21 protein-coding genes and 2 tRNA genes are annotated in these 22,227 nt (G+C 66.1%); 14 read left to right on the top strand and 9 right to left on the bottom strand.

From position 1 onward, the window contains the following. Positions 1–73 precede the first annotated feature (73 nt). The 4 genes from HMPREF3067_RS00600 to HMPREF3067_RS00585 are packed head-to-tail and all read right to left on the bottom strand — an operon-like array spanning position 74 to position 3,577. Complete coding sequence (locus HMPREF3067_RS00600; RefSeq protein WP_070767816.1) at positions 74–1,033, bottom strand: glycine betaine ABC transporter substrate-binding protein; 960 nt, start codon at positions 1,031–1,033, stop codon at positions 74–76. Further along, positions 1,030–1,785: an ABC transporter permease gene (locus HMPREF3067_RS00595; protein ID WP_070767815.1), complete on the bottom strand. Its 756-nt coding sequence runs from the start codon at positions 1,783–1,785 to the stop codon at positions 1,030–1,032. The genes HMPREF3067_RS00600 and HMPREF3067_RS00595 overlap by 4 nt, the downstream gene beginning before the upstream one ends. Next, positions 1,782–2,930: an ABC transporter ATP-binding protein gene (locus HMPREF3067_RS00590; protein ID WP_070767814.1), complete on the bottom strand. Its 1,149-nt coding sequence runs from the start codon at positions 2,928–2,930 to the stop codon at positions 1,782–1,784. Before HMPREF3067_RS00590 ends, HMPREF3067_RS00595 begins: the two co-directional genes overlap by 4 nt. Further along, complete coding sequence (locus tag HMPREF3067_RS00585) at positions 2,927–3,577, bottom strand: ABC transporter permease (RefSeq protein ID WP_070767813.1); 651 nt, start codon at positions 3,575–3,577, stop codon at positions 2,927–2,929. Before HMPREF3067_RS00585 ends, HMPREF3067_RS00590 begins: the two co-directional genes overlap by 4 nt. Before the next feature lie 153 nt (positions 3,578–3,730). Between HMPREF3067_RS00585 and HMPREF3067_RS00580 the strand changes: the two genes are divergently transcribed. From HMPREF3067_RS00580 to HMPREF3067_RS11625, 4 genes are read left to right on the top strand one after another with little or no spacing between them, the layout of a single operon-like run. Continuing rightward, complete coding sequence (locus HMPREF3067_RS00580; protein ID WP_070767812.1) at positions 3,731–5,149, top strand: uridine transporter UriT; 1,419 nt, start codon at positions 3,731–3,733, stop codon at positions 5,147–5,149. 17 nt (positions 5,150–5,166) lie between these two features. After that, entirely contained in the window at positions 5,167–6,117 is a 951-nt protein-coding gene (locus HMPREF3067_RS00575; protein ID WP_070767811.1) for a uridine-preferring nucleoside hydrolase UriH, read from the top strand. A 23-nt stretch (positions 6,118–6,140) separates the two neighbouring features. Next, the gene (locus tag HMPREF3067_RS11435; RefSeq protein ID WP_246819180.1) at positions 6,141–7,079 is read left to right on the top strand and encodes a hypothetical protein; all 939 of its coding nucleotides are present in this window, start codon (positions 6,141–6,143) and stop codon (positions 7,077–7,079) included. Continuing rightward, complete coding sequence (locus HMPREF3067_RS11625; RefSeq protein WP_371259754.1) at positions 6,989–7,192, top strand: HNH endonuclease signature motif containing protein; 204 nt, start codon at positions 6,989–6,991, stop codon at positions 7,190–7,192. The genes HMPREF3067_RS11435 and HMPREF3067_RS11625 overlap by 91 nt, the downstream gene beginning before the upstream one ends. Before the next feature lie 229 nt (positions 7,193–7,421). On the opposite strand, the gene HMPREF3067_RS00565 is transcribed toward HMPREF3067_RS11625, so the two are convergent. After that, a tRNA-Ile gene (locus HMPREF3067_RS00565) sits at positions 7,422–7,495 on the bottom strand. Positions 7,496–7,605: 110 nt separating this feature from the next. On the opposite strand from HMPREF3067_RS00565, the gene HMPREF3067_RS00560 reads away from it, so the two are divergent. The 7 genes from HMPREF3067_RS00560 (at position 7,606) to HMPREF3067_RS00530 (ending at position 15,622) form a co-directional block, all read left to right on the top strand. After that, positions 7,606–8,715, top strand: coding sequence for a trimeric intracellular cation channel family protein (locus tag HMPREF3067_RS00560; RefSeq protein WP_070767809.1), 1,110 nt, complete (start codon positions 7,606–7,608; stop codon positions 8,713–8,715). 66 nt (positions 8,716–8,781) lie between these two features. Further along, positions 8,782–10,356 carry a mechanosensitive ion channel domain-containing protein gene (locus tag HMPREF3067_RS00555; RefSeq protein WP_070767808.1) on the top strand — a complete coding sequence of 525 codons (1,575 nt, stop codon included), beginning with the start codon at positions 8,782–8,784 and terminating at the stop codon, positions 10,354–10,356. 9 nt (positions 10,357–10,365) lie between these two features. Then, complete coding sequence (locus tag HMPREF3067_RS00550) at positions 10,366–11,745, top strand: NAD-dependent succinate-semialdehyde dehydrogenase (RefSeq protein ID WP_070767807.1); 1,380 nt, start codon at positions 10,366–10,368, stop codon at positions 11,743–11,745. A gap of 28 nt (positions 11,746–11,773) precedes the next feature. Next, a complete protein-coding gene (locus tag HMPREF3067_RS00545; protein ID WP_083319058.1) occupies positions 11,774–12,865 on the top strand; it encodes an alkene reductase in 1,092 nt (363 codons plus the stop codon). 141 nt (positions 12,866–13,006) lie between these two features. Further along, positions 13,007–13,900 carry a lipase family alpha/beta hydrolase gene (locus HMPREF3067_RS00540; RefSeq protein WP_070767806.1) on the top strand — a complete coding sequence of 298 codons (894 nt, stop codon included), beginning with the start codon at positions 13,007–13,009 and terminating at the stop codon, positions 13,898–13,900. 36 nt (positions 13,901–13,936) lie between these two features. Next, entirely contained in the window at positions 13,937–14,752 is an 816-nt protein-coding gene (locus HMPREF3067_RS00535; RefSeq protein WP_070767805.1) for a serine hydrolase domain-containing protein, read from the top strand. Positions 14,753–15,307: 555 nt separating this feature from the next. Then, positions 15,308–15,622, top strand: coding sequence for a hypothetical protein (locus HMPREF3067_RS00530; protein ID WP_141759294.1), 315 nt, complete (start codon positions 15,308–15,310; stop codon positions 15,620–15,622). Here HMPREF3067_RS00530 and HMPREF3067_RS00525 read toward each other — a convergent pair. Further along, positions 15,593–16,366: an HAD-IIA family hydrolase gene (locus HMPREF3067_RS00525; RefSeq protein ID WP_070767803.1), complete on the bottom strand. Its 774-nt coding sequence runs from the start codon at positions 16,364–16,366 to the stop codon at positions 15,593–15,595. The two genes, HMPREF3067_RS00530 and HMPREF3067_RS00525, sit on opposite strands and share 30 nt — an antisense overlap. Beyond that, on the bottom strand, positions 16,363–16,665 hold the full coding sequence (locus tag HMPREF3067_RS00520) for an acyl carrier protein (RefSeq protein ID WP_070767802.1): 303 nt from the start codon (positions 16,663–16,665) through the stop codon (positions 16,363–16,365). The genes HMPREF3067_RS00525 and HMPREF3067_RS00520 overlap by 4 nt, the downstream gene beginning before the upstream one ends. Before the next feature lie 54 nt (positions 16,666–16,719). Here HMPREF3067_RS00520 and HMPREF3067_RS00515 point away from each other — a divergent pair, with 54 nt between their 5' ends. Next, complete coding sequence (locus HMPREF3067_RS00515) at positions 16,720–17,733, top strand: alpha/beta fold hydrolase (RefSeq protein WP_070767801.1); 1,014 nt, start codon at positions 16,720–16,722, stop codon at positions 17,731–17,733. 90 nt (positions 17,734–17,823) lie between these two features. On the opposite strand, the gene aceE is transcribed toward HMPREF3067_RS00515, so the two are convergent. After that, positions 17,824–20,577, bottom strand: coding sequence for a pyruvate dehydrogenase (acetyl-transferring), homodimeric type (gene aceE / locus HMPREF3067_RS00510; RefSeq protein WP_070767800.1), 2,754 nt, complete (start codon positions 20,575–20,577; stop codon positions 17,824–17,826). Positions 20,578–20,868: 291 nt separating this feature from the next. Here aceE and HMPREF3067_RS00505 point away from each other — a divergent pair, with 291 nt between their 5' ends. Next, the gene (locus HMPREF3067_RS00505; protein WP_070767799.1) at positions 20,869–21,297 is read left to right on the top strand and encodes a DUF3052 domain-containing protein; all 429 of its coding nucleotides are present in this window, start codon (positions 20,869–20,871) and stop codon (positions 21,295–21,297) included. An 81-nt stretch (positions 21,298–21,378) separates the two neighbouring features. Continuing rightward, a tRNA-Val gene (locus HMPREF3067_RS00500) sits at positions 21,379–21,454 on the top strand. Positions 21,455–21,495: 41 nt separating this feature from the next. On the opposite strand, the gene HMPREF3067_RS10885 is transcribed toward HMPREF3067_RS00500, so the two are convergent. Beyond that, a complete protein-coding gene (locus tag HMPREF3067_RS10885) occupies positions 21,496–22,071 on the bottom strand; it encodes an NUMOD4 motif-containing HNH endonuclease (protein WP_083319057.1) in 576 nt (191 codons plus the stop codon). Positions 22,072–22,227: the final 156 nt, after the last annotated feature.

Raw genomic sequence — 22,227 nt, 5'->3', positions numbered from 1 at the left:
GGCTGCGCGGCAGCGGGCACCTGCCCCGGCGCCGCCGGTGGGGCGCGCCGCGGGCCGGTGCTGCTGAAGCTGATTAACTAATCAGGCCCTCGTCGCGCAGGAAGTCGTAGGCGACGGTGGCGTAGTCCTCGCCGTCGACGTCCACGCGCGCGTTGAGCTGCTGCATCCGCTCATCGGTCAGGATGTCGGAGAGGGGAGCCAGCAGCTCGGCGATTTCGGGGTTTTCCTCCATGACCTCGGTTCGCACCACTGGGGCCATGTTGTACTTCGGGAAGAACCCTTTCGGATCGCTCAAGACGTGGAGGTCGAGCGCGTCGATGCGCCCGTCGGTCGCAAAGACCGAGCCCATCCGGCACTCGCCGCGGTCCAGGGCCGCATACACCGCGCCGGAATCCATCTCCAACAGGCGCTCCCGGCTGGGTTGTTCCACGCCGTAGGCATCCAGCATGGGCATCAGGCCGTCGTTGCGGGCGATGAACTCCGCGTCCGAGCAGATGGTCTGTTCCTCGACCGGCAGCTTGGAGATGTCATCCAGCGACTCGATGCCGTATTCCTGCGCCGTGTCCTCGCTAACGGCCAGGGCGTAGGTGTTGTTCATCGGTGCCGGTGGCAGCCAGGTGAGCCCGTTGGCGGCATCGGCGTTCTTGACGGCTTCGTATTGTTTCTGGGTGTCCGGGATGGGGTCCGTCTTGCCCAGGTAGGTAATCCACGCCGTGCCGGTGTACTCAAACATCATGTCCATGTCCCCGGCGACCAGCGCCTGGCGCGCCGAGGTCGAGCCCGGCACGTTGGTCAGGTCCTGGACATCCGCGCCGGCCGACTGCAGCAGGATAGCGCCGATCTTGCCCAGGATGATCTGCTCGGTGAAATTCTTCGAACCGATAGAGACGTTGGTGCCCGACAAATCGATATCCGAAAGCTCGCCGTCGAGCTCGGCCGTCGGCACGAACCCGCCCGCGGTGCCCAGCCCACACCCGCCCAGGGCCAGCGTGGGCACCAGGCAGGCGGCGGCGATTAGCGTGCGAAACTTCATGCGTTCATCCCCTTCGGAGTCAGGGCCACTTCCAGCAGCCGGCCCACCCACTCGACGGCCAGAGCCAAGGCCGCGATGAGCACCGCGCCGGAGACCAGAATGGAGTTGCGGTACAGGTTAATGCCGGTAGTGATCAGCCCGCCGAGCCCGCCGGCGTCAATAAACGTGGCGAAGGGCCCGGCGCCGACCAAAAGCACCAGGGAGGTGCGCACGCCGGTCATAATCACCGGCAGGGCCATGGGCAGTTCGACTTTGAGCAGGACCTGGGCCGGCGACATCGACAGTCCCCGGGCGGCCTCCACCAGAGCGGGATCCACCCCGCGCAGGCCGGCTACCACGTTGGCCAGCACCGGAAGGAAGGCATAGACCCACAGGCCCGCAATCGCTACCGGCGGGCCGAAGCCCAACCAGATGGCCAGCAAAACGATGACGCCGATGACCGGGGCGGCCTGCCCGATATTGGCCAGGCCTGTGGCCAGCGGGGCGAGGAATTTCGTGGCCGGGCGCGTGAGCACGATGCCCAGCGGCACCGCCGTGACCACCACCAGCACGGCGGTCACCACCACGATCTGGAGGTGCTCGAGCGCCAGGTAGCCGACGTTAGCAAGGTCCAGGGTGCGCGCCTCGATGTCGTCGAGGTCGGCAGTCGCGTGCCAGATAAACCACCCGACGAGCGCGGTCGCCACGAGCACCGGGATGCCCACCATGAGCAGGCGGTTTTCAGCCGAGGCGTGAGTCAGTTTTTCTTTCATTTCTCGCTGTCACCCGCCTCCGCCTTCAGGGTGCGCACGTAGTCATTGACTGTGTCGTAGAGCAGCACGCCGATGAATTTTCCGCGCCGGGTGACCATCGCGCCACCGTGGGAGGATACGAGCATGGCCGACATGGCATCGCTCAGCGTGGAGCGGGCACCGACCACCGAGGACAACTCCACGGTGGGCTCCGGCAGGACCCGGTGTCGCTGCACTTGGCGCAGCGTGACCCACTCCCGCGGCCGGTCCTTGTCATCGAGGACCACTACGGTCTCCTCGCCGGCGGCGCGGGCCCGGGCGACAACCTCGTCGGCCGGCTCGCCGATGCGCGCGATCGGCGGGTCCCACAAATCCATCTCCTCGACGCGCTTCAGGCTCAGCTGCTTGAGCGTCGAGCCGGAGCCGATGAAGTCCTCGACGAACTCGTTGGCGGGGGCGGCCAGTATGTTTTCCGGGGTATCGTACTGTGCGATCCGCGCGCCGGGCTGCAGGATCAGGATGCGGTGGCCGAGCTTGACCGCTTCATCGATGTCGTGGGTGACGCAGACGATGGTCTTGCCCAGATCCGACTGGATATTGACCAGCTCGTCCTGCAGGCGCGTACGGGTGATCGGATCCACGGCGCCGAAAGGCTCATCCATCAGCACCACCGGCGGATCGGCCGCCAGACCGCGGGCCACGCCCACGCGCTGCTGCTGGCCACCTGAGAGCTCCCGGGGGAAGCGCTCCCGGTAGACGGAAGGATCCAGCCCGATCATGTCGAGTAGCTCGTCGACGCGCTGGGCGGTTTTCGACTTCGGCCACTTGAGCAGGTGCGGGACGATGGCGATGTTGTCCGCCACCGTCATGTGCGGCATGAGGCCGCCGCCCTGGATGACGTAGCCGATTTCGCGGCGCAGGCGGGTCGGGTCCTTGGCCGTGGCGTCCTCGCCGTTGATGAGGATCCGCCCGCTGGTCGGCTCGACCAGCCGGTTAATCATCTTCAGCGAGGTGGTCTTGCCGCAACCCGAAGGGCCGACAAAGGCCACGAGCTCGCCGCGCGGAATGGTCAGCGAGAGGTTGTCGACGGCCGGGGAGCCCTGGCCGGGGTAGGACTTGGTGATGGCGTCGAAGACGATCTCGGCGCCAGTGGAATGTTCGGTCATGCGGAAATCCCCTTCGAGGTCGTGAGTTTCTGGAGGCCGGCGAGGCAGGCATCGACGACCAAGGCGACGATGACCACGCCGAGCGTGCCGACGAGCGCGTAGTTGAGCGCGTTGGCGCCGCCGATCTGGCTAAGCCCGGAGTAGATATAGCTACCCAGGCCAGGGCCCAGCGCGTAGGCGGCGATGGCGGCCACGCCCATCGACAGCTGCGTGGAGACTCGGATACCAGTCATGATGACCGGCCACGCCAGCGGCAGCCGCACACGGAACAGGACCGCGGCCGGCGACATGCCCTGCCCGCGCGCGGATTCCACCACGGCCGAGTCCACGCCCTGCAGCCCGACGATGGCGTTGCGCAGGATGGGCAGCACGGCGTAGAAGACCACCAGCGCCACCGACGGGACCGTGCCGATGCCGAAGAGCGGAATCGCCAGGCCCAGCAGCGCCAGCGAGGGCAGCGTCAGCCCGATGGACGACAGCGCGTTGGCAGCGGCGGTCGCCTTCGACGAGCGCGTCACCAACACCGCGATGACCAGCGCGATGATCAATGCCACGGCCACCGACTGGAGCACCAGGCTGGTGTGCTGGAAAGCGCGGAAGGCGATGTCCTGCCACCGGGCTCCGATGAATTCTGCGAGACCGTTCATGGGGTCAACCCTTCACAAATAAAGAAAGATAAAACCATATGACCAGCATACAGGCCTACGTGCGGCGGGCCGGCTCCGCGATCTGGCCTGGCGGTGCAATGCCTAATATCCTTTTAGCTAATAAACCCGTCACATCCAGTAGAAAGAGTAGGCATGCACGCTACTGCTGAACCCAGGCCGCTTGCCCTCAAACAGGTGGTCCCTCTCATGGTCGCGTTGCTGGCGGCGGTCTTCGCCTTCCAGCTCAACGCCTCCATGCTCTCGCCCGCGCTGGCCACGATGGAAACTGAGCTGGGGGCGACGACCTCCCAGATCGGTATGACGCAGACGGCGTTTTTCACCGCCGCAGCGCTGTTCTCGCTCTTCCTGCCGCGGTGGGGTGATCTCATCGGCCGCCGCAAAGTCCTGGTCGGCATGATGACGGTTACCGGCATCGGCTGCCTGGTGGCGGCGCTGGCGCCGAACGTGACCATCCTGCTGCTGGCCCGCGTTATCCAGGGCGTGGCGGGGCCGACGGTGCCGCTGACGCTGATTATGCTGCGCCAGCAGGTCGCCAACGAGAAGCAGTACGCCCTGCTGTTGGGCGTTTTGACCTCGGTTAACGGCGGTATTGCGGGCGTGGACGCCCTGGCCGGCGGCGTCCTGGCGGACCACTTCGGCTTCCGCTCCGTGTTCTGGACGATGGCCGTGATCTGCGCCCTGGCCGTTATCGGCGTGCGCGGCTGGACGCAGGAATCCGTGGCGGACGCGACCATCTCCATGGACTGGGCGGGTATCGCGCCGCTGGCCGTGGCGCTGGGCTGCGTGCTCACCGCCTTCAACGAGGCCGGCAAGCTTGCCGATGCCAACTGGCTCCTCGTCGTCATCCTCCTCCTAGTCGGCGCGGTCTGCCTGGTGGTCTTCTGGAACATCGAAAAGCGCGTGCGCCACCCCTTGGTCACCGTCGACTACCTCAAGCAGCGCCGCACCTGGGCCCTGCTGTCGACGACTTTGCTGACGATGACCGGTGTCTTCGCCGTCATGAACGGTCTTATCCCGAACCTGGGCCAGGACGCCGAGGTCGGCGCCGGCATGAGCGCGGACGTCGTCTCCTTCTACACGCTGACCCCGTACGCGCTGGCCGGACTGGTCTTCGGGCCTATCGCCGGTTGGATGGCCGCGCGGGTCGGCTACAAATTCGTGCTGCAGACCGGCCTGGTCGGCACGGTCGTCGGCCTCATCGTCACCGTCTTCATCGTGGGCAACCCCGGCAAGCTGTCGCTGCTTTTCGTCTCGCTGTTTATCGGTATCACCTACGCGGGTATTGCCAACATCATGCTCAACGGGCTGGGCATCGTTTTGTCCCCGGCCGACAACCAGGGCTACCTGCCCGGCATGAACGCCGGCGCCTTCAACCTGGGCGCGGGCCTGAGCTTTGCCATCCTCTTCGGCGTGGCTGGTTCCTTCGACTCCGGCTACCATGCGGGCCTGGTCACCGGCTGTATCATTTTGGCAGCGGCGTTGGCCATGAGCCTGCTCATCCCGAAGCCGGAATCCATAGGCGACACGGTCGCAGCCGCCAACCACGATTAGGAGATTGGTAGGAGAAGATGACCAAGATAATTCTGGACTGCGATCCCGGGCACGACGATGCCGTCGCCCTGCTGCTGGCCCTGGGCAACCCCGGCATCGATCTGCTGGGGGTGACCACCGTCGGCGGCAACCAGACGCTCGACAAGGTCACGCGCAACGCGCAGGTCGTCCTCGAGCTGGCCGGCCACACCGAGGTGCCCGTCTACCCGGGCTGTAACCGCCCGCTGGTGCGCGACGTCGAGGTCGCCGCGGACATCCACGGCTCAACCGGCATGGACGTGCGCGGCATCGAACTGCCCGAGCCCAGCGTCGAGGTGCAAGACTCCCACGCGGTGGATTTCATCATCGATACCGTCATGTCCAACGAGCCCGGCACGGTCACCCTCGTGCCGACGGGCCCGCTGACCAATATTGCGCTGGCGGCGCGGAAGGAACCGCGCATCGTTGAGCGTGTGCGCGAGGTCGTCCTCATGGGCGGCGGCTACCACCAGGGCAACTGGTCCGCAGTGGCGGAGTTCAACATCAAGGTCGACCCGGAGGCCGCGCACATCGTCTTCGGCGAGGCCTGGCCGGTGACCATGGTGGGCCTAGACCTGACCCACCAGGCGCTGGCCACCGCCGAGGTCGAGGAGCGCTTCCGTGCGATGGGCACTCCGCTGGGCGATTTCGTGGTAGGCCTGTTCGGCTTCTTCCGCGAGGCCTACCGGGAAAACCAGGGCTTCGACGACCCGCCGGTCCACGACCCGTGCACGATTGCCTACCTCATCGACCCGGCCATCGTGCGCACGGTCAAGGCCCCGGTCCAGGTGGAGCTGAGCGGTGCGCTGACCACCGGCATGACGGTCACGGACTTCCGCGCCCCAGCTAGCGACGACTGCCACACCCAGGTCGCCACGACGCTCGACCACGCGGCCTTCTGGGACCTGGTCGTGGATGCCGTCGGCGCCCTTTCCGGTTGCGAGGACTAGCCGGCTGTTTTAGAGTCGGCCCCATGACATCGGGGGATTGTTTGCAGCGCTTCCTGGCTGCCAGTGCGCAGCCGGGCATCGCCGTCATTGAGGGCGCCTGGCACGCCGACTGGGCCGGCCTGCGCGCCGACATGACGCAGAACCAGGACGAGGTCGAGCGCGTCATCGGCCTGGCCCAGACGCTGTTCGGGCGCGTTAACAACAGCCGCCGCCAGCGCGGCGTACGCGCCAACGCCGAGCGGTTAGGCCACGGCCTGCAGGTCCTCGACGTAGTCTGCGGGGTGCTGCGGCGGGTGAAAAACAAAAACGACGCTTGGCGCATCATGGAGGAGCTGTCCGCCCTCGAGCTGGGCGCCGCCGGCATGCGCCGGGCCGCAGCCCGGAAGGTCCGCGCCGCCGCCCCCAAGCCGGAGCCGGTGTCGGGCGTGGTCTATACCCGCTCCACCGCGGGCCTGTGGGCCATGCGCCTAGTCGCCGACGCCGGGCTTGTCGCCGACATCAAAGCCCACGTCAAAGACGTCGACGACGCCCGTGCCCTGTTCACCGGGGAGGGCAGCGCCGAGCGCGCCCATGTCACCACCAACGTGGTGCTCAACCTGGAAGACTTCGGCGAGCTGGTATCCGGCGGGGCGGGCGAGGATATCGCCGTCCAGCTGACCAACGGCGCTGTCATCAGCGGAGCCGAACTGGTCACCCGCACGCTTAACGATGCCGGCTACGTCGGCGTCTTCGACCCCGTCGCAGGTCCCGTCAACCTTTACCGCGATAGCCGCCTGGCCTCCTGGAAGCAGCGGCGCTTGGCGATGATGGAACACCCGTCTGCGCCTGGCCGCAATGCCTGGCCGGCGCCGACGAATGCCAGGTCCACCACATCCGGCCCTGGTTCTCGGGCGGACCGACCAACCAGGACAACCTGGCCACCCTGTGCCCGCACCACAACGGCGCGAACGAGGACGGCGTGAACAACCCGAAAAAGCGCGGGCGCATAGCCCGGGTGCGCGGCAAGACCGTCTGGGTGCCGCCGCAGCGCCCGCCCGATGCCCCAGCCGCTGGGGCCACTGCTGCCCGGGCCTAAACGGCGCGCGTTCAAGAGCGCGAATCGAAGGCGCGAGCCTAAAGCACCGCAATCCCAAAAACGGGACACACGACACAGACGGCAAAGAAGTCAAAGGCGAGGCGTTCGCGGGAAAAATTGCCCACGAACGCCCCGTCGGCGTGTCTAAAAGACTGCCTGCCTTAAACTGTCTGCCTTAATCGGCGCAGCTAGAGGCGCTTTTAGGCGCGCCCAGGCGCCTTGTGAGCAGTGGGGCCAGCGGGGCTCGAACCCGCGACCAACGGATTATGAGTCCGTAGCTCTAACCGACTGAGCTATAGCCCCTTGTAACCGCGCGCAGCGCTGGAAGCTAGTGTAGCGGGCCGGACCCGCCGGGTAAGAAACCGGGGGTGTGGTGCCAGCGGCGCGTGCGGGGTGGTTCTAAAATCAGCAGTATGACGGTCGAAGAGGTAGACCCCCTAATCACCGCGCTGTACCGCTGGTCCGATGTTAGCGGCGTGCTGCTGATGGGCATCATCGGCGGCACGATTGCGCGCCGGCGGGGCTACGACATCGTGGGCTTTTTCTTCATCGCGCTGTTCTCGGCGCTGGGCGGCGGCATGATCCGCGACGTGCTGATCAACCGCGGCACCGTCGCCGCCATGAGCGAGCCGGAGTACCTCATCCTCGCCTTCACCGGCGCGCTGATTGCCCGCTTCGTCTATTTCAAGGGCAAGACCTGGGAATTCTTCGAAGTCCACGGCGACGCCCTGGTCTCCGCACTGTGGGCGGCCACCGGCGCGGTGAAAGCCATTACCTACGGCCTGCCGGTCCTGCCGTGCATCATGATGGGCGTGTTCACCGCCACGGGCGGGTCCATGATCCGTGACACCGTCACCGGCCGCACGCCGGCCGTCTTCGGCGATAACCGCCCCACCGTCATCCCGGCGGTAGCCTGCGCCGTCACGGTGCTGGTGGCCCACCACTTCGGCTGCATGGCCGTCGGCATGGTGGCCGGTCCGATTATCAGCTTCGTGCTGACCCTGTGGGGCTACTGGGGTAACTGGCGTGTCTCCACGAACCAGGAATGGGCGCCGGTGAATGATACGGCGGCGCAGATGGCATCGTTGGCCAAGAAGGCCGAGCACAAGGGCCGGGCCGTGGGCCGGCGGCTGGAGCCGGGCAAGCTGCGGCGGTGGCGGCATCGGCAGATGGAAAAGGCGCTCAAGCGGCGCATCGAGGCCGAGGTCAGCAAAGGCACGCGCCGCGCGGACGCGGAGACCGCCGCCGACGAGTTCATGGAGGAATTTACCTCCGAATTCGCCGCCGTGGATCCCACCGCGCTCAACGATGCTCCCGCTTCCGACACCGACACCTCGAGCGACGACGGCCTGCTGTCCGGCATGGGCGTGGACCTGGCCGGCGACTCCTACGACAGCTACGACAGTGACGACTCTGAGCACCGCGACATGCTCGACCGCATCCTGGCCGACGACGAGCTGACCGACGAGCTCATCGAGCGCCTGGTCAAGCGCTACAAGCAGCGCGGTGACAGCAATGATTAAAAACCTGAAAACAGTGCGCAGTTGCGTGGCATTAAACGTTCAGGTTGACGGACTAATTTAGCCGTTATGAACCTGAAATACTATCTGTTCCAACTGTGGGGCATCGTGGTCGATCACGGCCTGCCCCTGTTGGGCATTGTGCTGACCGCGGTGCTCATCCCGCGGATTGGCCGGCTGGTGGTGCGCATCATCGAAAGCCGGCTGGACCAGGAGGAAGAGGCCACCAAGGCGCGCCTGGCGCTGGCCGGGGCGCTCGTCTACGTCGGCGAGGTCGTGGCCTACTTCCTGCTGGTGGTCGCGGCGCTGTCGAATATCGGCGTGCCGCCGCTGGGGGCGGCCATCCCCGCGACCGTGGTCTCTGCCGCCGTCGGCTTTGGCGCGCAGTCCATCATCGGGGATTTCCTGTCCGGCTTTTTCATCCTTTCGGAAAAACAGTTCGGCGTGGGCGACTACGTGAGCTTTGATGGGGCGACGGGCATCGAGGGCACGGTGGTGGCCCTGACGCTGCGCACCACCAAGGTCCGCACGCCGACCGGCGAGGTCGTCACGGTGCCCAACGGCTCGGCAGGCGTGGTCACCAACTACTCCCAGGACTGGTCGCGCGCGGTGGTCAACCTTGCGGTGCCGGTCTCGACGGGGGAGAACCCCGCCGACATCACCGCCCAGGTCGAGCGGATTTCCGAGGAGGCGATCGCCGACCCGCAGATCGCCCCCGATGTCGTCGGCGAGGTCGAGGTCCTGCCCGCCACCGGCCTGGAGGCCCCCACGGCCGCCGGCCAGCCGTGGCAGGTCAACTACCGCGTCATGGTCCGGGTCAACCCGGCCCGGCAGTGGGCCGTCGAGCGCGGCATCCGCTCCGCGCTACTCAACGCCTTCTGGGATCACTACCACCTGGCCGCCGATGCCCCCAGCGAGCTGCCTCGGCCCGCCGTCGAGGCACTGGCCGGGACACAGCAGCCGGCACCGGAGTCGCCGGGGTCGCCTGACCCGGAGACCGCCGAGACCGTCGTGCTGCCCGGGCCGGAAGGCACCACTCCCATGGAAGAGCCCGAGGACGTTGCCGCGGACCAAGCGGCATTGGAAGACAGTGAGGAGCTGGAGGACGGCCCGGCCAACGGGAGCATCTGGCGCGACGACGAACCAGCCACGCGCTGGGGCAAGCTGGTGACCCTGGGCGGGCGGATCCGGGCCTCGACTACTGGCCTGTTCGCCGCCCTGGCCGTCATCGGCCTGCTGGTGCTGGCCTCCAGCAACCCGGAAAATGCCAGCGCCGGCTGGCTCTCGCCGGCGAACTGGACGCAGTCGCCCACGCCGGAAGCCGAGACCGAAACCACCGCGGGCGACGACGCCGCGACCGGCACGAACACCGCCACGGAGCAGGCGGGCGAGCCGCAGCCGGAGACCGCCGATCCCACCGCCGCAGAAGCGACGGAGCAGGAGGGGCAGTCCGGCGACTCTGGCCAGTCCGGTGGGTCCGGCGGGTCCGACCAGGGCACCGGGCAGGGTACGGGGCGAGGCGCGGGCCAGCAGCGAGCACCGGCGCCGGGTGAGGCGACTGGGGCGGAGACAGCATCGCCGGCCGCTCCTACCGAGCAGGCGGAGCCGACCGAGGCGGGTGACACAGCCCGGGCTAATCCTTAGACTCGGGGTATGTCACAGAACTACCGCGTTCAGAACCCCAAGACCGACGAAATCGAGCAGACCTTCGAGTTCGCCACCGACGCCGCCATCGGGCAGGCCATCACCGACTCGACCGATGCCTTCCAGCAGTGGCGTCAGACCAGCTTCGATGAGCGCAAGAAGGTCCTCAACAACGCCGCGAACCTCCTACGCGAGCGCGCGCCCGAGCTGGCGGAAATCGCGGCGACCGAGATGGGCAAGGAGCTCGGCTCCGGTATTGGCGAGGTGAAGTACTCGGCCAAGATCCTGGACTACTACGCCGACAACGGCGCCGAGTTCGCTCAGGACGAAAAGATCCCGCACAGCGGCGGCACCGCCATCATGCGCCGCCTGCCGGTGGGCCCGCTGCTGGGCGTGATGCCGTGGAACTTCCCGTACTACCAAGTCGCCCGGTTTGCCGCGCCGAACCTGATGGTGGGCAACACGATCTTGCTCAAGCACGCTGAAATCTGCCCGCGCTCCTCGGCGGCGTTCGCGCAGATCCTCACCGAGGCCGGCCTGCCGGAGGGCGCGTTCATTAACCTGTACGCCACCCACGACCAGGTCTCGACGATTATCGCCGACCCGCGGGTGCGCGGGGTCTCCCTGACCGGCTCGGAGCGCGCCGGATCGGCCGTGGCCGCGCAGGCGGGCAAGGCGCTGAAGAAATGCGTACTGGAGCTGGGCGGCACCGACGCCTACATCGTGCTGGACGCCGCCGACATCCCGGCCGCCGCCCGCCAGGCCTGGGACAAGCGCCTGGCGAACACCGGGCAGGCCTGCACCTCCAACAAGCGCATCATCGTGCTGGATGACATCTACGATGACTTCGTGGCGGAGATGGTGCGCATCGCGAAGGATTACCAGCCCGGCGACCCGCTGGACGGGGCCGAGGGAAAGTACTACCCGCTGTCCTCGCGCGCGGCGGCCGAGACCCTGGACCAGCAGGTCAAAGAAGCCGTGGAGGCCGGCGCGCGCTTACACGTCGGCGGCGAGGTGGCCGAGGTTGGCGCCTACTATTCCCCGGCGGTGCTCACGGACGTGCCGGTCGGCTCGGAGTCCTACTACACCGAGTTCTTCGGCCCGGTGGCGGAAATCTACCGCGTCGGCAGCGAGGAGGAGGCCATCACGCTGGCCAACGACTCCCGCTACGGCCTGGGCGGGGCGGTCTTCTCCGCGGACGAGGAGCGCGCCAAGCACGTGGCCTCCCAGATCGAGACCGGCATGATTCACGTCAACATCCCGCAGGCCTCGGCCCCCGAGCTGCCCTTCGGCGGGATTAAGAATTCCGGCTACGGCCGCGAGCTATCCCCGCTGGCCATGGACGAGTTCGTCAACAAGCAAACGTTCTACGTGAATGAAAAGGAATAAAATCTAAGGTTCGGGGGGTTGCTCCCACATGGAGTCTTCGAATCTTTTCGCGCCCTTAGAACTCGGGCGCCACACCCTGTCCAACCGCATCACGATGGCCGCCATGACCCGCCAGCGCGCCGGGCGCAGCGGCGTGCCGACCGAGCTGCACGCGCAGTACCACGCGCAGCGGGCATCGTTGGGGCTTATCGTGACGGAGGGCGTATTCCCGTCGCTGGACTCGCGCGCCTTCCCCGGCCAGGCCGGCATCACTAACGATGCCCAGCAGGCCGGCTGGCAGCACGTCGCCGAGGCCGTCCACGCCTCCGACGGCGTGATGTTCATGCAGGTCATGCACGGCGGCCGCGTGTGCCACCCGAACCTGACCGAGGGCGCGGAGCCGGTGGCCCCGTCCGCCATCTGCTCCAGCGCTCAGATCCACACCTTCGACGGCAAGCAGGACGCGGTGACCCCGCGGGAGCTGGAGGTCGCGGAGATGGAGCGCATCGTGGGCGATTTCCGGGCCGCGGCGCGCCGGGCTGTCGATGCCGGGGTGGACGGCATCGAGATCCACAGCGCCAACGGCTACCTGCTGCACGAGTTCTTGGCGCCGTCGTCCAACCAACGCACGGATGATTTCGGCGGCAGCGTGGACAACCGACTGCGCTTCCCGCTGGCCGTGGCGCGGGCGGTCGTCGAGGAGATCGGCGCCGACCGTGTCGGCGTGCGCATCTCCCCGGAGCACAACGTGCAGGGCGTTATTGAAGACGATCGCGCGGACGTGGTGGAGGTCTACGGCCGCTTCGTCGATGAGCTGGCCGAGCTCGGGGTGGCCTACGTGTCCATCCTGCACTCCGACCCGACCGACGAGTTGGTCGCCGACCTGGCCCGCCGCGCCCGCCGCAACGGGCGCACGCGCGTGCTGATGAACAACGGGTTTGCCCAGCTGACCGAGCTGCCCGACGCCGAGGCCATGCAGCGGCTCGACTACGTCGATGCCGTCTCGGTGGGGCGCGAAATCATCGGCAACCCGGACATCGTGCGCCGCTGGAAGGAAGGGTTGGCGCTCAACACCCCGGAGCAGGCCACCTTCTACGCCAACGGCGCCCACGGGTACACGGATTACCCCTTTGCGGACTAGCATGCGGGGTTGAGTCCGCCGCGGCTGGGCTTCGGGCATGACGTCGGTCACTTTTTGTTTTGCCCGGCCTGCCGCTAGCCTTCCCAGGCGATAGGATGAGCTGAATTATATTCAGCATCTCTCTTTGGGAAAGGACATATTATGCGCACACAGCGTGGGGCAGTGGTGGCTGCCGTCGTGGTCGCCTCCTTGGCGGCGGGGGCCGGGCAGGCGGTGGCGGCATCGGCAGCGCCGTTTGAGACCTCGGTGGACGAAAGTTTCGGTATCAACGACCCGACCTGCCAGCCCACCGGCGAGGTGGACGAGCCCGTCGTGCTGCTCCACGGCACCTCCGACAACTCCAGCAACTGGGAGAGCCTCATCCCGCAGCTGCAGGACGCCGGCATGTGCGTGTGGGCCTTCGACTACGGCGCCGACGACGTCACCCTGCAAAACGCCATCCCCTCCCTGAAGGCAATCGGCGACCTGGACGAGTCCGGCCGGGAGGTCGCCGAGCAGGTTCGCTACGTGCGCCAGGCCACCGGCTCGGACAAGGTCAACCTGGTCGGGCACAGCCAGGGCGGGATGCACACCAAGACCTACGAGCAGATCTACGGCGACGAAGGCACGGTCGCCCGGGTGGTGGCCATCGGCGGCAACTACCACGGCACCACGCTGGGCGGGGCGCTGGACTTCCTCGGGCCGATTATCACCGCCGTGCCGAACCTGGCAGGCTTCTTGGCCTCCACGGCCGCGATCCAGCAGGTGATTGGCTCGCCGTTTATCGAAAAGCTCAACGCCTTGCCGGATACCACCGCGGGAGTGAAGTACACCTCGATCTACTCGCCGGCGGATAAGACCGTGACGCCGAACAGCTCCTCGCAGCTGACGGCGGTCGAGGGCGCGGACGTCGTCAACGTCGACCTGGGCGAGACCTGCGGCGCGAGCCCCGAGCACCCGCAGTTGCCGCGCGACGCCTCCGCCCAGGCGCTTATCCTGTGGGGCCTGCAGCGCGGCGCCGGCGAGCAGCCCGATGCTGCCGCGTGCGGCTCTTAAACCCTGACCGGCCGGGCCCCGGTACGCTGGGAAGGCATGAGTCTGCGTGAACATCTTGACCAGTGGCCCGTCGACAACGTTGCTGCGCAGGTACTGCGCGGCGGCGAGGTAGTCGATTCGGTAGGGGATACCAGCCGGCGGTATTCGGTGGCGTCGGTGACCAAGCTCGTTGTCGCCTACGGGGTGATGCTCGCTGTCGAGGAGGGCGCAGTCGAGCTCGACCAGGCCGCCGGGCCCGCAGGATCGACGCTGCGCCACCTGCTGACGCACGCCTCCGGGGTGGGCTTTGATTCCCGCGAGCCGCAGAAGCCGGTGGGCGAGCGGCGCATCTATTCCTCGGCCGGCTACGAGTGGGCGGCCGAGATCGTGGGGGCGGCGGCCGAGATGGACTTTGCCGACTACCTGCGCGAGGGCGTGCTCGAGCCGCTGGGCATGCGGGATACCGCGCTGGAGGGCTCGGCCGGCCACGGCTTGGTCTCCACCGTCGACGACCTGGCCGCCTTCGCCCGCGAGGTGCTCAACCCACAGCTCTTGGACCCGTCGACGGTCGAGGAGATGCGGACGGTGCAGTTTCCGGAGCTGCGCGGCATCGTGCCCGGCTACGGGATGCATAAGCCCTGCCCTTGGGGGCTGGGCTTCGAGCTGCGCGGGTCGAAGGACCCGCACTGGACCGGAAAGAACATGCCGGAGGAGACCGCTGGGCACTTCGGGATGTCGGGAACCTATCTCTGGATGGCAGGAGAGCACGCCATGGTCGCGCTGACCGACCGCGACTTCGGCGACTGGGCCAAGCCGCTGTGGGCCGAGACCAACGCGGCCATCTACGCCGAGCTGACCGGCCAGTCGGAATAGGCGCAGTGCAGACGGCGGGTTCTAGGGGCGGTTCGGTCCCAGCGGAGCAGCCTGCCGGAACAGCCCGTCGGACCAGCCCGCGCCTGGGGAGCCCACGCCACCCGGGGTGGGGCTCAAGTTGTACTTGAGGTTGAGTAAACGGGGGACTGAAGTAGTGGTTTAGAGTTGCTGATGTGACGGGTGTGAGGGAAGACTAAGTCAGGTAACGCATTCGAGTTCGTTGGGGAAGACGATGCTCGTCTTGCGCCACTAAACGACGCCCCGGTTGCGCGTTTCTGGCAGGAGGTTCCGCTAGGGATTTCCGCCTGTCAGCGTGCAGCTTTTCGCACCTGGCTTTCGGCCCGCGTGCGGGCGCGGCACGGCAAATCCGTGCCGGGGAGGGCGTCGGTGGCGGGGCTACTCCGCGGAGGAGATTCGGCTTTGAGTACATGCGTAACACCCACTGGCATCGCCGCATCTTCGGCGGATGCCGCTTCTTGGCCGGCCGGTCCCGTCGGGGTCGCGCCGCGAACGGCCGCGGCCGCGACGTGCACCACGGTCCTGAGGATTTCCGGCATGCCCGTGCGCCTGCGGCCGGTGGTCGAGGAACTGATGGCGCGCGTCATCGAGTCCGAGTCCGAATTCGTCGTGCCCGGCGACGACCCCCTGACCGCCCAGTGGTGCACCCGCTGGCACAAGGACTACCCCGGTGACAATATCGTTGCGCTGGCCGCCGGCCGGGCCACTGGCACGCCCTGCGGGGTTGGCTGCCGGCAGGTGCTGACCGGCACCCGTGAGGAGTTGACGGACTTTGCCGCCGAGCTGAGCCAGCTGGCGGGCGCTTATAGCTTTAGCGCGCAGCTAGAAGGGTTCGAGGACGTTGCCGGCTAGGTCGGCAACCGAGTCACGCACCGCCGTGGGGCGGTAGGGGTAGCGGGTGACCTCGGCATCGTCAGTAATGCCGGAGCGCACCAGCACGGTGCGCAAACCTGCCTCGATGCCGGCCTTGACGTCGGTGTCCATGCGATCACCAATCATCACGGTGTCCTCCGAGTGGGCGCCGATGTGGTTCAGCGCCGAGCGCATCATCACCGGGTTCGGCTTGCCGATGTAGTACGGCTGACGGCCCGTGGCCGTCGTAATCAGCGCGGCGACCGAGCCCGTGGCCGGCAGCACGCCCTGCGGGGCGGGACCGGTCACGTCCGGGTTGGTAGCAATGAACCGCGAGCCGCCCCGGATCAGGTTGATGGCGGTGGTGATCGCCTCGAAGGAATACGTGCGGGTCTCGCCCAGCACGACGAACTCCGGGTCCGCGTCGGTGAGGATCCAGCCGGCCTCGTGCAGGGCGGTGGTCAGGCCGGACTCGCCGATGACGTAGGCGGTGCCGTCCTTGACCTGCGTGGACAGGAAGGTCGCGGTGGCGGTCGCCGAGGTCCAGATGCGTTCCGGCGGGATGCGCAGGCCCGTATTCGCCAGTCGCGCGGACAGGTCCCGTGGCGTGGACATGGAGTTGTTGGTCAGCACCATGAACTCGATGCCGTTGTCGTAGAGGGCCTGCAGGAAGCGGTCGGCGCCGGGGACCATCTCGCCTTCGCGGATGAGCACGCCGTCCATGTCAGACAGGTAAGAAATCATTGGTGGTCCTCCACATACTGCACGAAATCGCCGACGGTCGAAAAGCCCAGGACGGTCTCCTCGTCGAGTCGGACCTTGAATTTTTCTTCGGCCTTGACGGTCAGCTCGATCATCGTCAGTGAGCGCAGGTCGACGTCCGCGAGCGCCTTATCGCGCTCGATGTCGTCGGCATTCACCCCCGTGACCGATTCGATGAGCTGGCACAGCTCGCCGTAGGTGTCGCCCGCCGAGGAAGTGGACTCCTCGGCCGGGCCGGAGGAAAAGTGCGCCTGAAGTTGCGCGGTGAGATCGTTGGCCATGGGACCTAGTCTAGTAGGTTAAACGCGGCGGTTCGGATAGGATTATTACTCAACATGAGAAGGAGATACCAGGCCGAGATCATCGCTCGCAGTTGGGGCAAGCGGTTCCTGCCGTCCGGCCGCGGGCAGCTGCGCAAAGCCTACGAGCAACTGCACGATCACCGCACCGCGCCGGGGCTTACCCACCTGCTAGCGGAGGGGACCAGCACGGGCAACGGCATCGATATCGCCTGGTATGAGGCAGGCGCTGACGATGCCGACGTCACCGTCGTCTTCATCCACGGCTACACCCTGGCCGCCGAGAGTTTCTACGAGCAGGTCGACTACCTGCGCGAGCACTACCCACGGGCCAAAAGCCTGCTGGTTGACTTGCGCGGGCACGGGCAATCGACCACGGTGCCCAGCGAGGAGTGCTCGATTAGCTCGGCGGCCGACGATGTGCTCGCCGTCGTGCGCGAGCGCGCCCCGCACGGCCGGCTAGTCATCGTCGGGCACTCCCTGGGCGGGATGGTCGCGCTCAACCTGATTCGGCGCTGCGACGCCAAGACCTACGGGCGCATCGATAGCGCTTTGCTGGTCTCGACCTCCATGCGCCGGTTCTCCGCGCGCGGGGTGGCCCTGGTGCTGAACTCGGCGCTGATGCACGGGCTGTACAAGGCCTGCAACCGCCTGCCAGAGAAGATGAACAACATACGCTACGAGGTCGCCCAGTTCGCCGCGCCCGTGCTGGCGCTGCTGGCGGCGGGCTTTCCGCGGATGGAGCGCATCCAATTCCACGCTGCGATGCTGCTGGATACCCCGCTGGATTCCTTCGTCGGATTCTTCGACGACCTGGTGGAGCACCGCGAGTTCGCCGCGCAGGAGCGCCTGTCCGGCCTGCCGGGCGCCGTCGTCGTCGGCGGGCTGGATATCGTCACCCCGCGCAGCCAGTCCGAGGTCATCCTGAACCACTGGCCGCAGGCCGACCTCGAGATCGTCGAAGAGTCCGGGCACATGGTCATCCTGGAGGAACCGGAGAAGGTCGCCGAGTGCCTGGGCCGGCTCCTCGATAACTACAGCGACGTCTAGGCCGGTCTTTCGGCCCGAGGCAGCACGAAGCCCCACCTCCTGCAGCGCTGTTGAGCGCTAGGAAGCGGGGCTTTTGCCGGCTTAGCGGGATTATTCGCTGTCGCTCGGGGTGGTGCTGGTCGGGTCGTCCAGCTTGAGGTCGCTGGCGGCCTTCTTTACCACGTCGCGGTCAACCTTGCCGTCGCGGGCCAAGCCCTCCAGGACGCCGACGACGATGGACTCGGCATCGGTGTTGAAGTAGCGGCGAGCGGCCTCGCGGGTATCGGAGAAGCCGAAGCCGTCCGCGCCTAGCACGATGTAAGTACCCGGCACGTAGGGGCGAATCTGTTCCTGCAGGTCCGTGGCGAAGTCGGACACACCGACGAACGGGCCCTCGTGGTCCTTGAGCTGCTTGGTGGCGAAAGCTTCGCTCGGCTCGCTGCCGGTGCGCAGGGCCTCCTGGTTGCGGCGGGCGCCATCGCGGGCCAGCTCGGTCCAGGAGGTCACGGAGAACAGCTTGGCCTTGACATCGTAGTCCCGGGCCAGGATCTCCTGGGCCTTGAGGGCCTCGTGCACGCCCACGCCGGAAGCCAGGATGTTGGCCGGCAGGGAGCCGCCCTCGGCGGTGTTGTAGTGGTAGATACCGCCGTGCAGGCCCTCGACGTCCAGGTCCTCCGGAGCGGCCGGCTGGTGGACCGGCTCGTTGTAGACGGTGAGGTAGTAGATGACGTTCTCGCCCTCGCCCTCGCCGTACATGCGCTCGATGCCGCGGTGGACCAGGTGGGCCACCTCGAAGCTGAACGCCGGATCGTAGGAGACGATGGCCGGGTTGGTCGAGGCCAGGACCGGGGAGTGGCCGTCCATGTGCTGCAGGCCCTCACCGGTCAGGGTGGTGCGGCCGGCGGTAGCGCCGATGAGGAAGCCGCGGCCCATCTGGTCGGCGACGGCCCAGAAGGCGTCGCCAGTGCGCTGGAAGCCGAACATCGAGTAGAAGATGTACAGCGGGATCATCGGCTCACCCTGGGTGGCGTACGAGGTCGCCGCCGCGGTGAAGCTGGCGGACGCGCCGGCCTCGGAGATGCCCTCGTGCAGGATCTGGCCGTCAGTGGCCTCGCGGTAGGACAGCATCAGGTCGTGGTCAACCGGCACGTAGTTCTGGCCGCGCGGGTTCCAGATCTTCAGCGTCGGGAACCAGGAGTCCATGCCGAAGGTGCGGGCCTCGTCCGGGATGATGGGCACGACGCGCTTGCCCAGCTCCTTGTCGCGCATGAGCTCCTTGAAGGTGCGCACCAGCGCCATGGTGGTGGCCACTTCCTGCTTGCCGGAGCCCTTCATCACGGACCGCAGCTTGGACAGCTCCGGCACCTTCAGCGGGGTGTAGTCCACGCGGCGCTCCGGCAGGAAGCCGCCGAGCTCCTTGCGGCGCTCGAGCATGTACTTGACCTCCGGGGCGTCGTTGCCCGGGTGGAAATACGGCGGCAGGTACGGATCCTTTTCCAGCTCCTCGTCGGAGATCGGGATGTCCTGCTTGTCGCGGAAGAGCTTCAGGTCCTCCAGCGTCAGCTTCTTCATCTGGTGGGTGGCGTTGCGGCCCTCGAAGTTGTGGCCCAGGCCGTAGCCCTTGATGGTGTGCGCCAGGATGACGGTCGGCTTGCCGGTGCCGTGGTTGTCCAGCGCCTGCGCGTAAGCGGCGTAGATCTTGCGGTAGTCGTGGCCGCCGCGGCGCAGGGACCAGATCTCGTCGTCAGAGAGATCCTCGACCAGCTTCAGGGTGCGCTCGTCGCGGCCGAAGAAGTGCTCGCGGACGTAGGCGCCATCGTTTGCCTTGAAGGTCTGGTAGTCGCCGTCGGAGGTGGTGTTCATGACGTTGACCAGGGCGCCGTCCTTGTCGGCCTCGAGCAGCTTGTCCCAGCCTCGGCCCCAGATAACCTTGATGACGGACCAGCCGGCGCCGCGAAAGAAGGATTCCAGCTCCTGGATGATTTGGGTGTTGCCGCGGACCGGGCCGTCCAAGCGCTGCAGGTTGCAGTTGACCACGAAGGTAAGGTTGTCCAGCTCGTAGAGCGAGGCCATCTGCAGCAGGCCGCGGGACTCGGGCTCGTCCATCTCGCCGTCGCCCAGGAAGGCCCAGACGTGCTGCTTGGAGGTGTCCTTGATGCCGCGCTGCTCCAGGTACTTGTTGAAGCGGGCCTGGTAGATGGCGTTGGCTGGGCCCAGACCCATGGACACGGTCGGGAACTCCCAGAACCACGGCATCAGGCGCGGGTGCGGGTAGGACGGCAGGCCCTCGCCCTCGCCGCGGGAGACCTCTTGGCGGAAGCCGTCCAGGTCGTCCTCGGTAAGGCGGCCTTCCAGGTAGGCGCGGGCGTACATGCCCGGGGAGGCGTGGCCCTGGAAGAAGATCTGGTCGCCGCCGGACGGATCATCCTTGCCCTTGAAGAAGTGGTTCAGGCCGACCTCGTAGAGCGGGGCCGCGCCGGCGTAGGTGGAGATGTGGCCGCCCACGCCGATGCCCGGGCGCTGCGCGCGGTGCACCATGATGGCGGCGTTCCAGCGGATCCAGCGGCGGTAGCGCTTCTCCAGCTCCTCGTCGCCCGGGAATTCCGGCTCCAGCGAGGTCGGGATGGTGTTGACGAAGTCCGTCGAGGTCAGCGCGGGCAGCTGCACGCGCTTAGCGGTGGCGCGCTCCAACAGGCGGAGCATGAGGTAGCGGGCGCGTTCCGGATCGGAAGAGTCCAGCAGGCCGTCGAGGGACTGCATCCACTCGCGGGTTTCTTCCGGGTCCTTATCGTGCAGGTAAGACGCGACGCCGTCGCGAATCAGCGGGAAGTTGGAGTCCCCCTGCAGGGCGTCCTTTTCAGCCATTAAAAGCCTCCTGAAGTAAGTTAAGCACTTTGCCGTCCAGAATACGCGCTTTATCTCCGCGCGCGCGGGCCGGGCCGTTGCAAATCGTACCTACCCTTTTATTTGTGCCGTTGTGCAGTGGGAATGGAGAATCTGTGAAGCCTGTTAAGTCGCGGGCTGGGAAGGGGCGGAAACCACAACTAGGGCACAATTAGGGCGACAGTGAGAAAACTGCAGTATTAAGCGGTAGAGTGCTACCTGACACAGCCTGGTGAAGCGCCAGGGCCCTAAACACACAGGAGGACAATTTCAGTGGCGGACGCTGCGGGCGTAACCAACGACCATGCTGACTACGCGAAGGTGCTGGGCATCGACAAAGGCATGGTTGCCCTAGAGCTCGGATGGGACGAGGATTGCGATCCGGCAATCTCCGAATCCGTGGAAGACGTCATCGGGGAAGATTTCCTCGAAGAAGAAAATGACGAACTGTGTGACGCCGTCGTGCTGTGGTGGCGCGACGGGGACGGCGACCTGGTTGACGGGCTGGTCGACTCCCTGCGCCCATTGGGCGAGGGCGGGGTCATCTGGCTGCTGACTCCGGGTGCGGGCAAGCCGGGCACCGTCGCCCCGGGCGAAATCTCCGAGTCCGCCCAGCAGGCCGGCCTGGTCCAGACCAAGGCGGAGCGCCTCGGCGACTGGCAGGGCAGCTGCCTGGTCGGCCGCGGCTACACCAAGAAATAAGACCCCACCGCCAGCTGGCGCGGTGAATTTGCACTAGCTCGCGGCGTCGGGCTAGTCTTTGTAAAGCGCTTTTCGCGCATTGCGGCTTTAGCTCAGCTGGAAGAGCAATTGGTTTACACCCAATAGGTCACAGGTTCGAGCCCTGTAGGCCGCACCAGGTCAGGCCCCCTTTTCGAGAAATCGGAAAGGGGGCCTTACTCAATTCCACGACAAAAACGCTGCATCCGAAATTTTCCCCTCATCATGCAGCTTCACAAAAAGGCGGTCAGATTCATCTTTAAGGGTGCCAAGGTTGGGATTCCGCTTCACGCGTAAGCGGGCTCGGTCGCAAGAAAGACAAGAGCGGTGGCCACGTTTCAGTTGCCCTGGAACTAGGTTGCCTTCAATAAGAGGGTGATTGCGAGGGCACGTAAGCCTCGATTGTTGGTAGTGCCCATGCAGTCGCAACATGTCATTCGTATTGTCCTGATACGTGCCAACAGCAAGATTTTCAACACGATTGTCTAAAGAATCGTCGTTGAGGTGCCTGACCACGTACCCCTCAGGGATTGGGCCTTTGAATGCTACGTAAACCAAACGGTGAATCTGGTACATCTTTCCCTTTTGATTCTTGACAAGGGTTAAACGAAGGCCACCGCGATAGTGTTTCCACGGTTTCATGATTCTTTTCTTGCGAAGAGACATGACACGGCCCTTGTTGGAGACCTCATAAAGGCCCTCAAATCCGGGGACTGGTTTCCACTTCTCAATATTGGTATGGGTAGGCTTAGTCATAGCCCTCACGCTCCTTACTAGCGTTGTTTGGGTTAGGCCTCGTGTGGTGTTACCAGCACCTACGAGGCCGCTTACATATAACAGTTTACCCTATCTGAGCAGCTTTTTTACGCCACACCCCACGACATGAGAGTGTCCGTTTCTTTGTGTGCGGGG

It is taken from the genome of Corynebacterium sp. HMSC04H06 (assembly GCF_001815935.1).
In the GTDB taxonomy this organism is placed as follows: domain Bacteria; phylum Actinomycetota; class Actinomycetes; order Mycobacteriales; family Mycobacteriaceae; genus Corynebacterium.
Note: the sequence above shows the minus strand (reverse complement) of the source record. Positions and strands in the feature narration are given on the sequence as shown.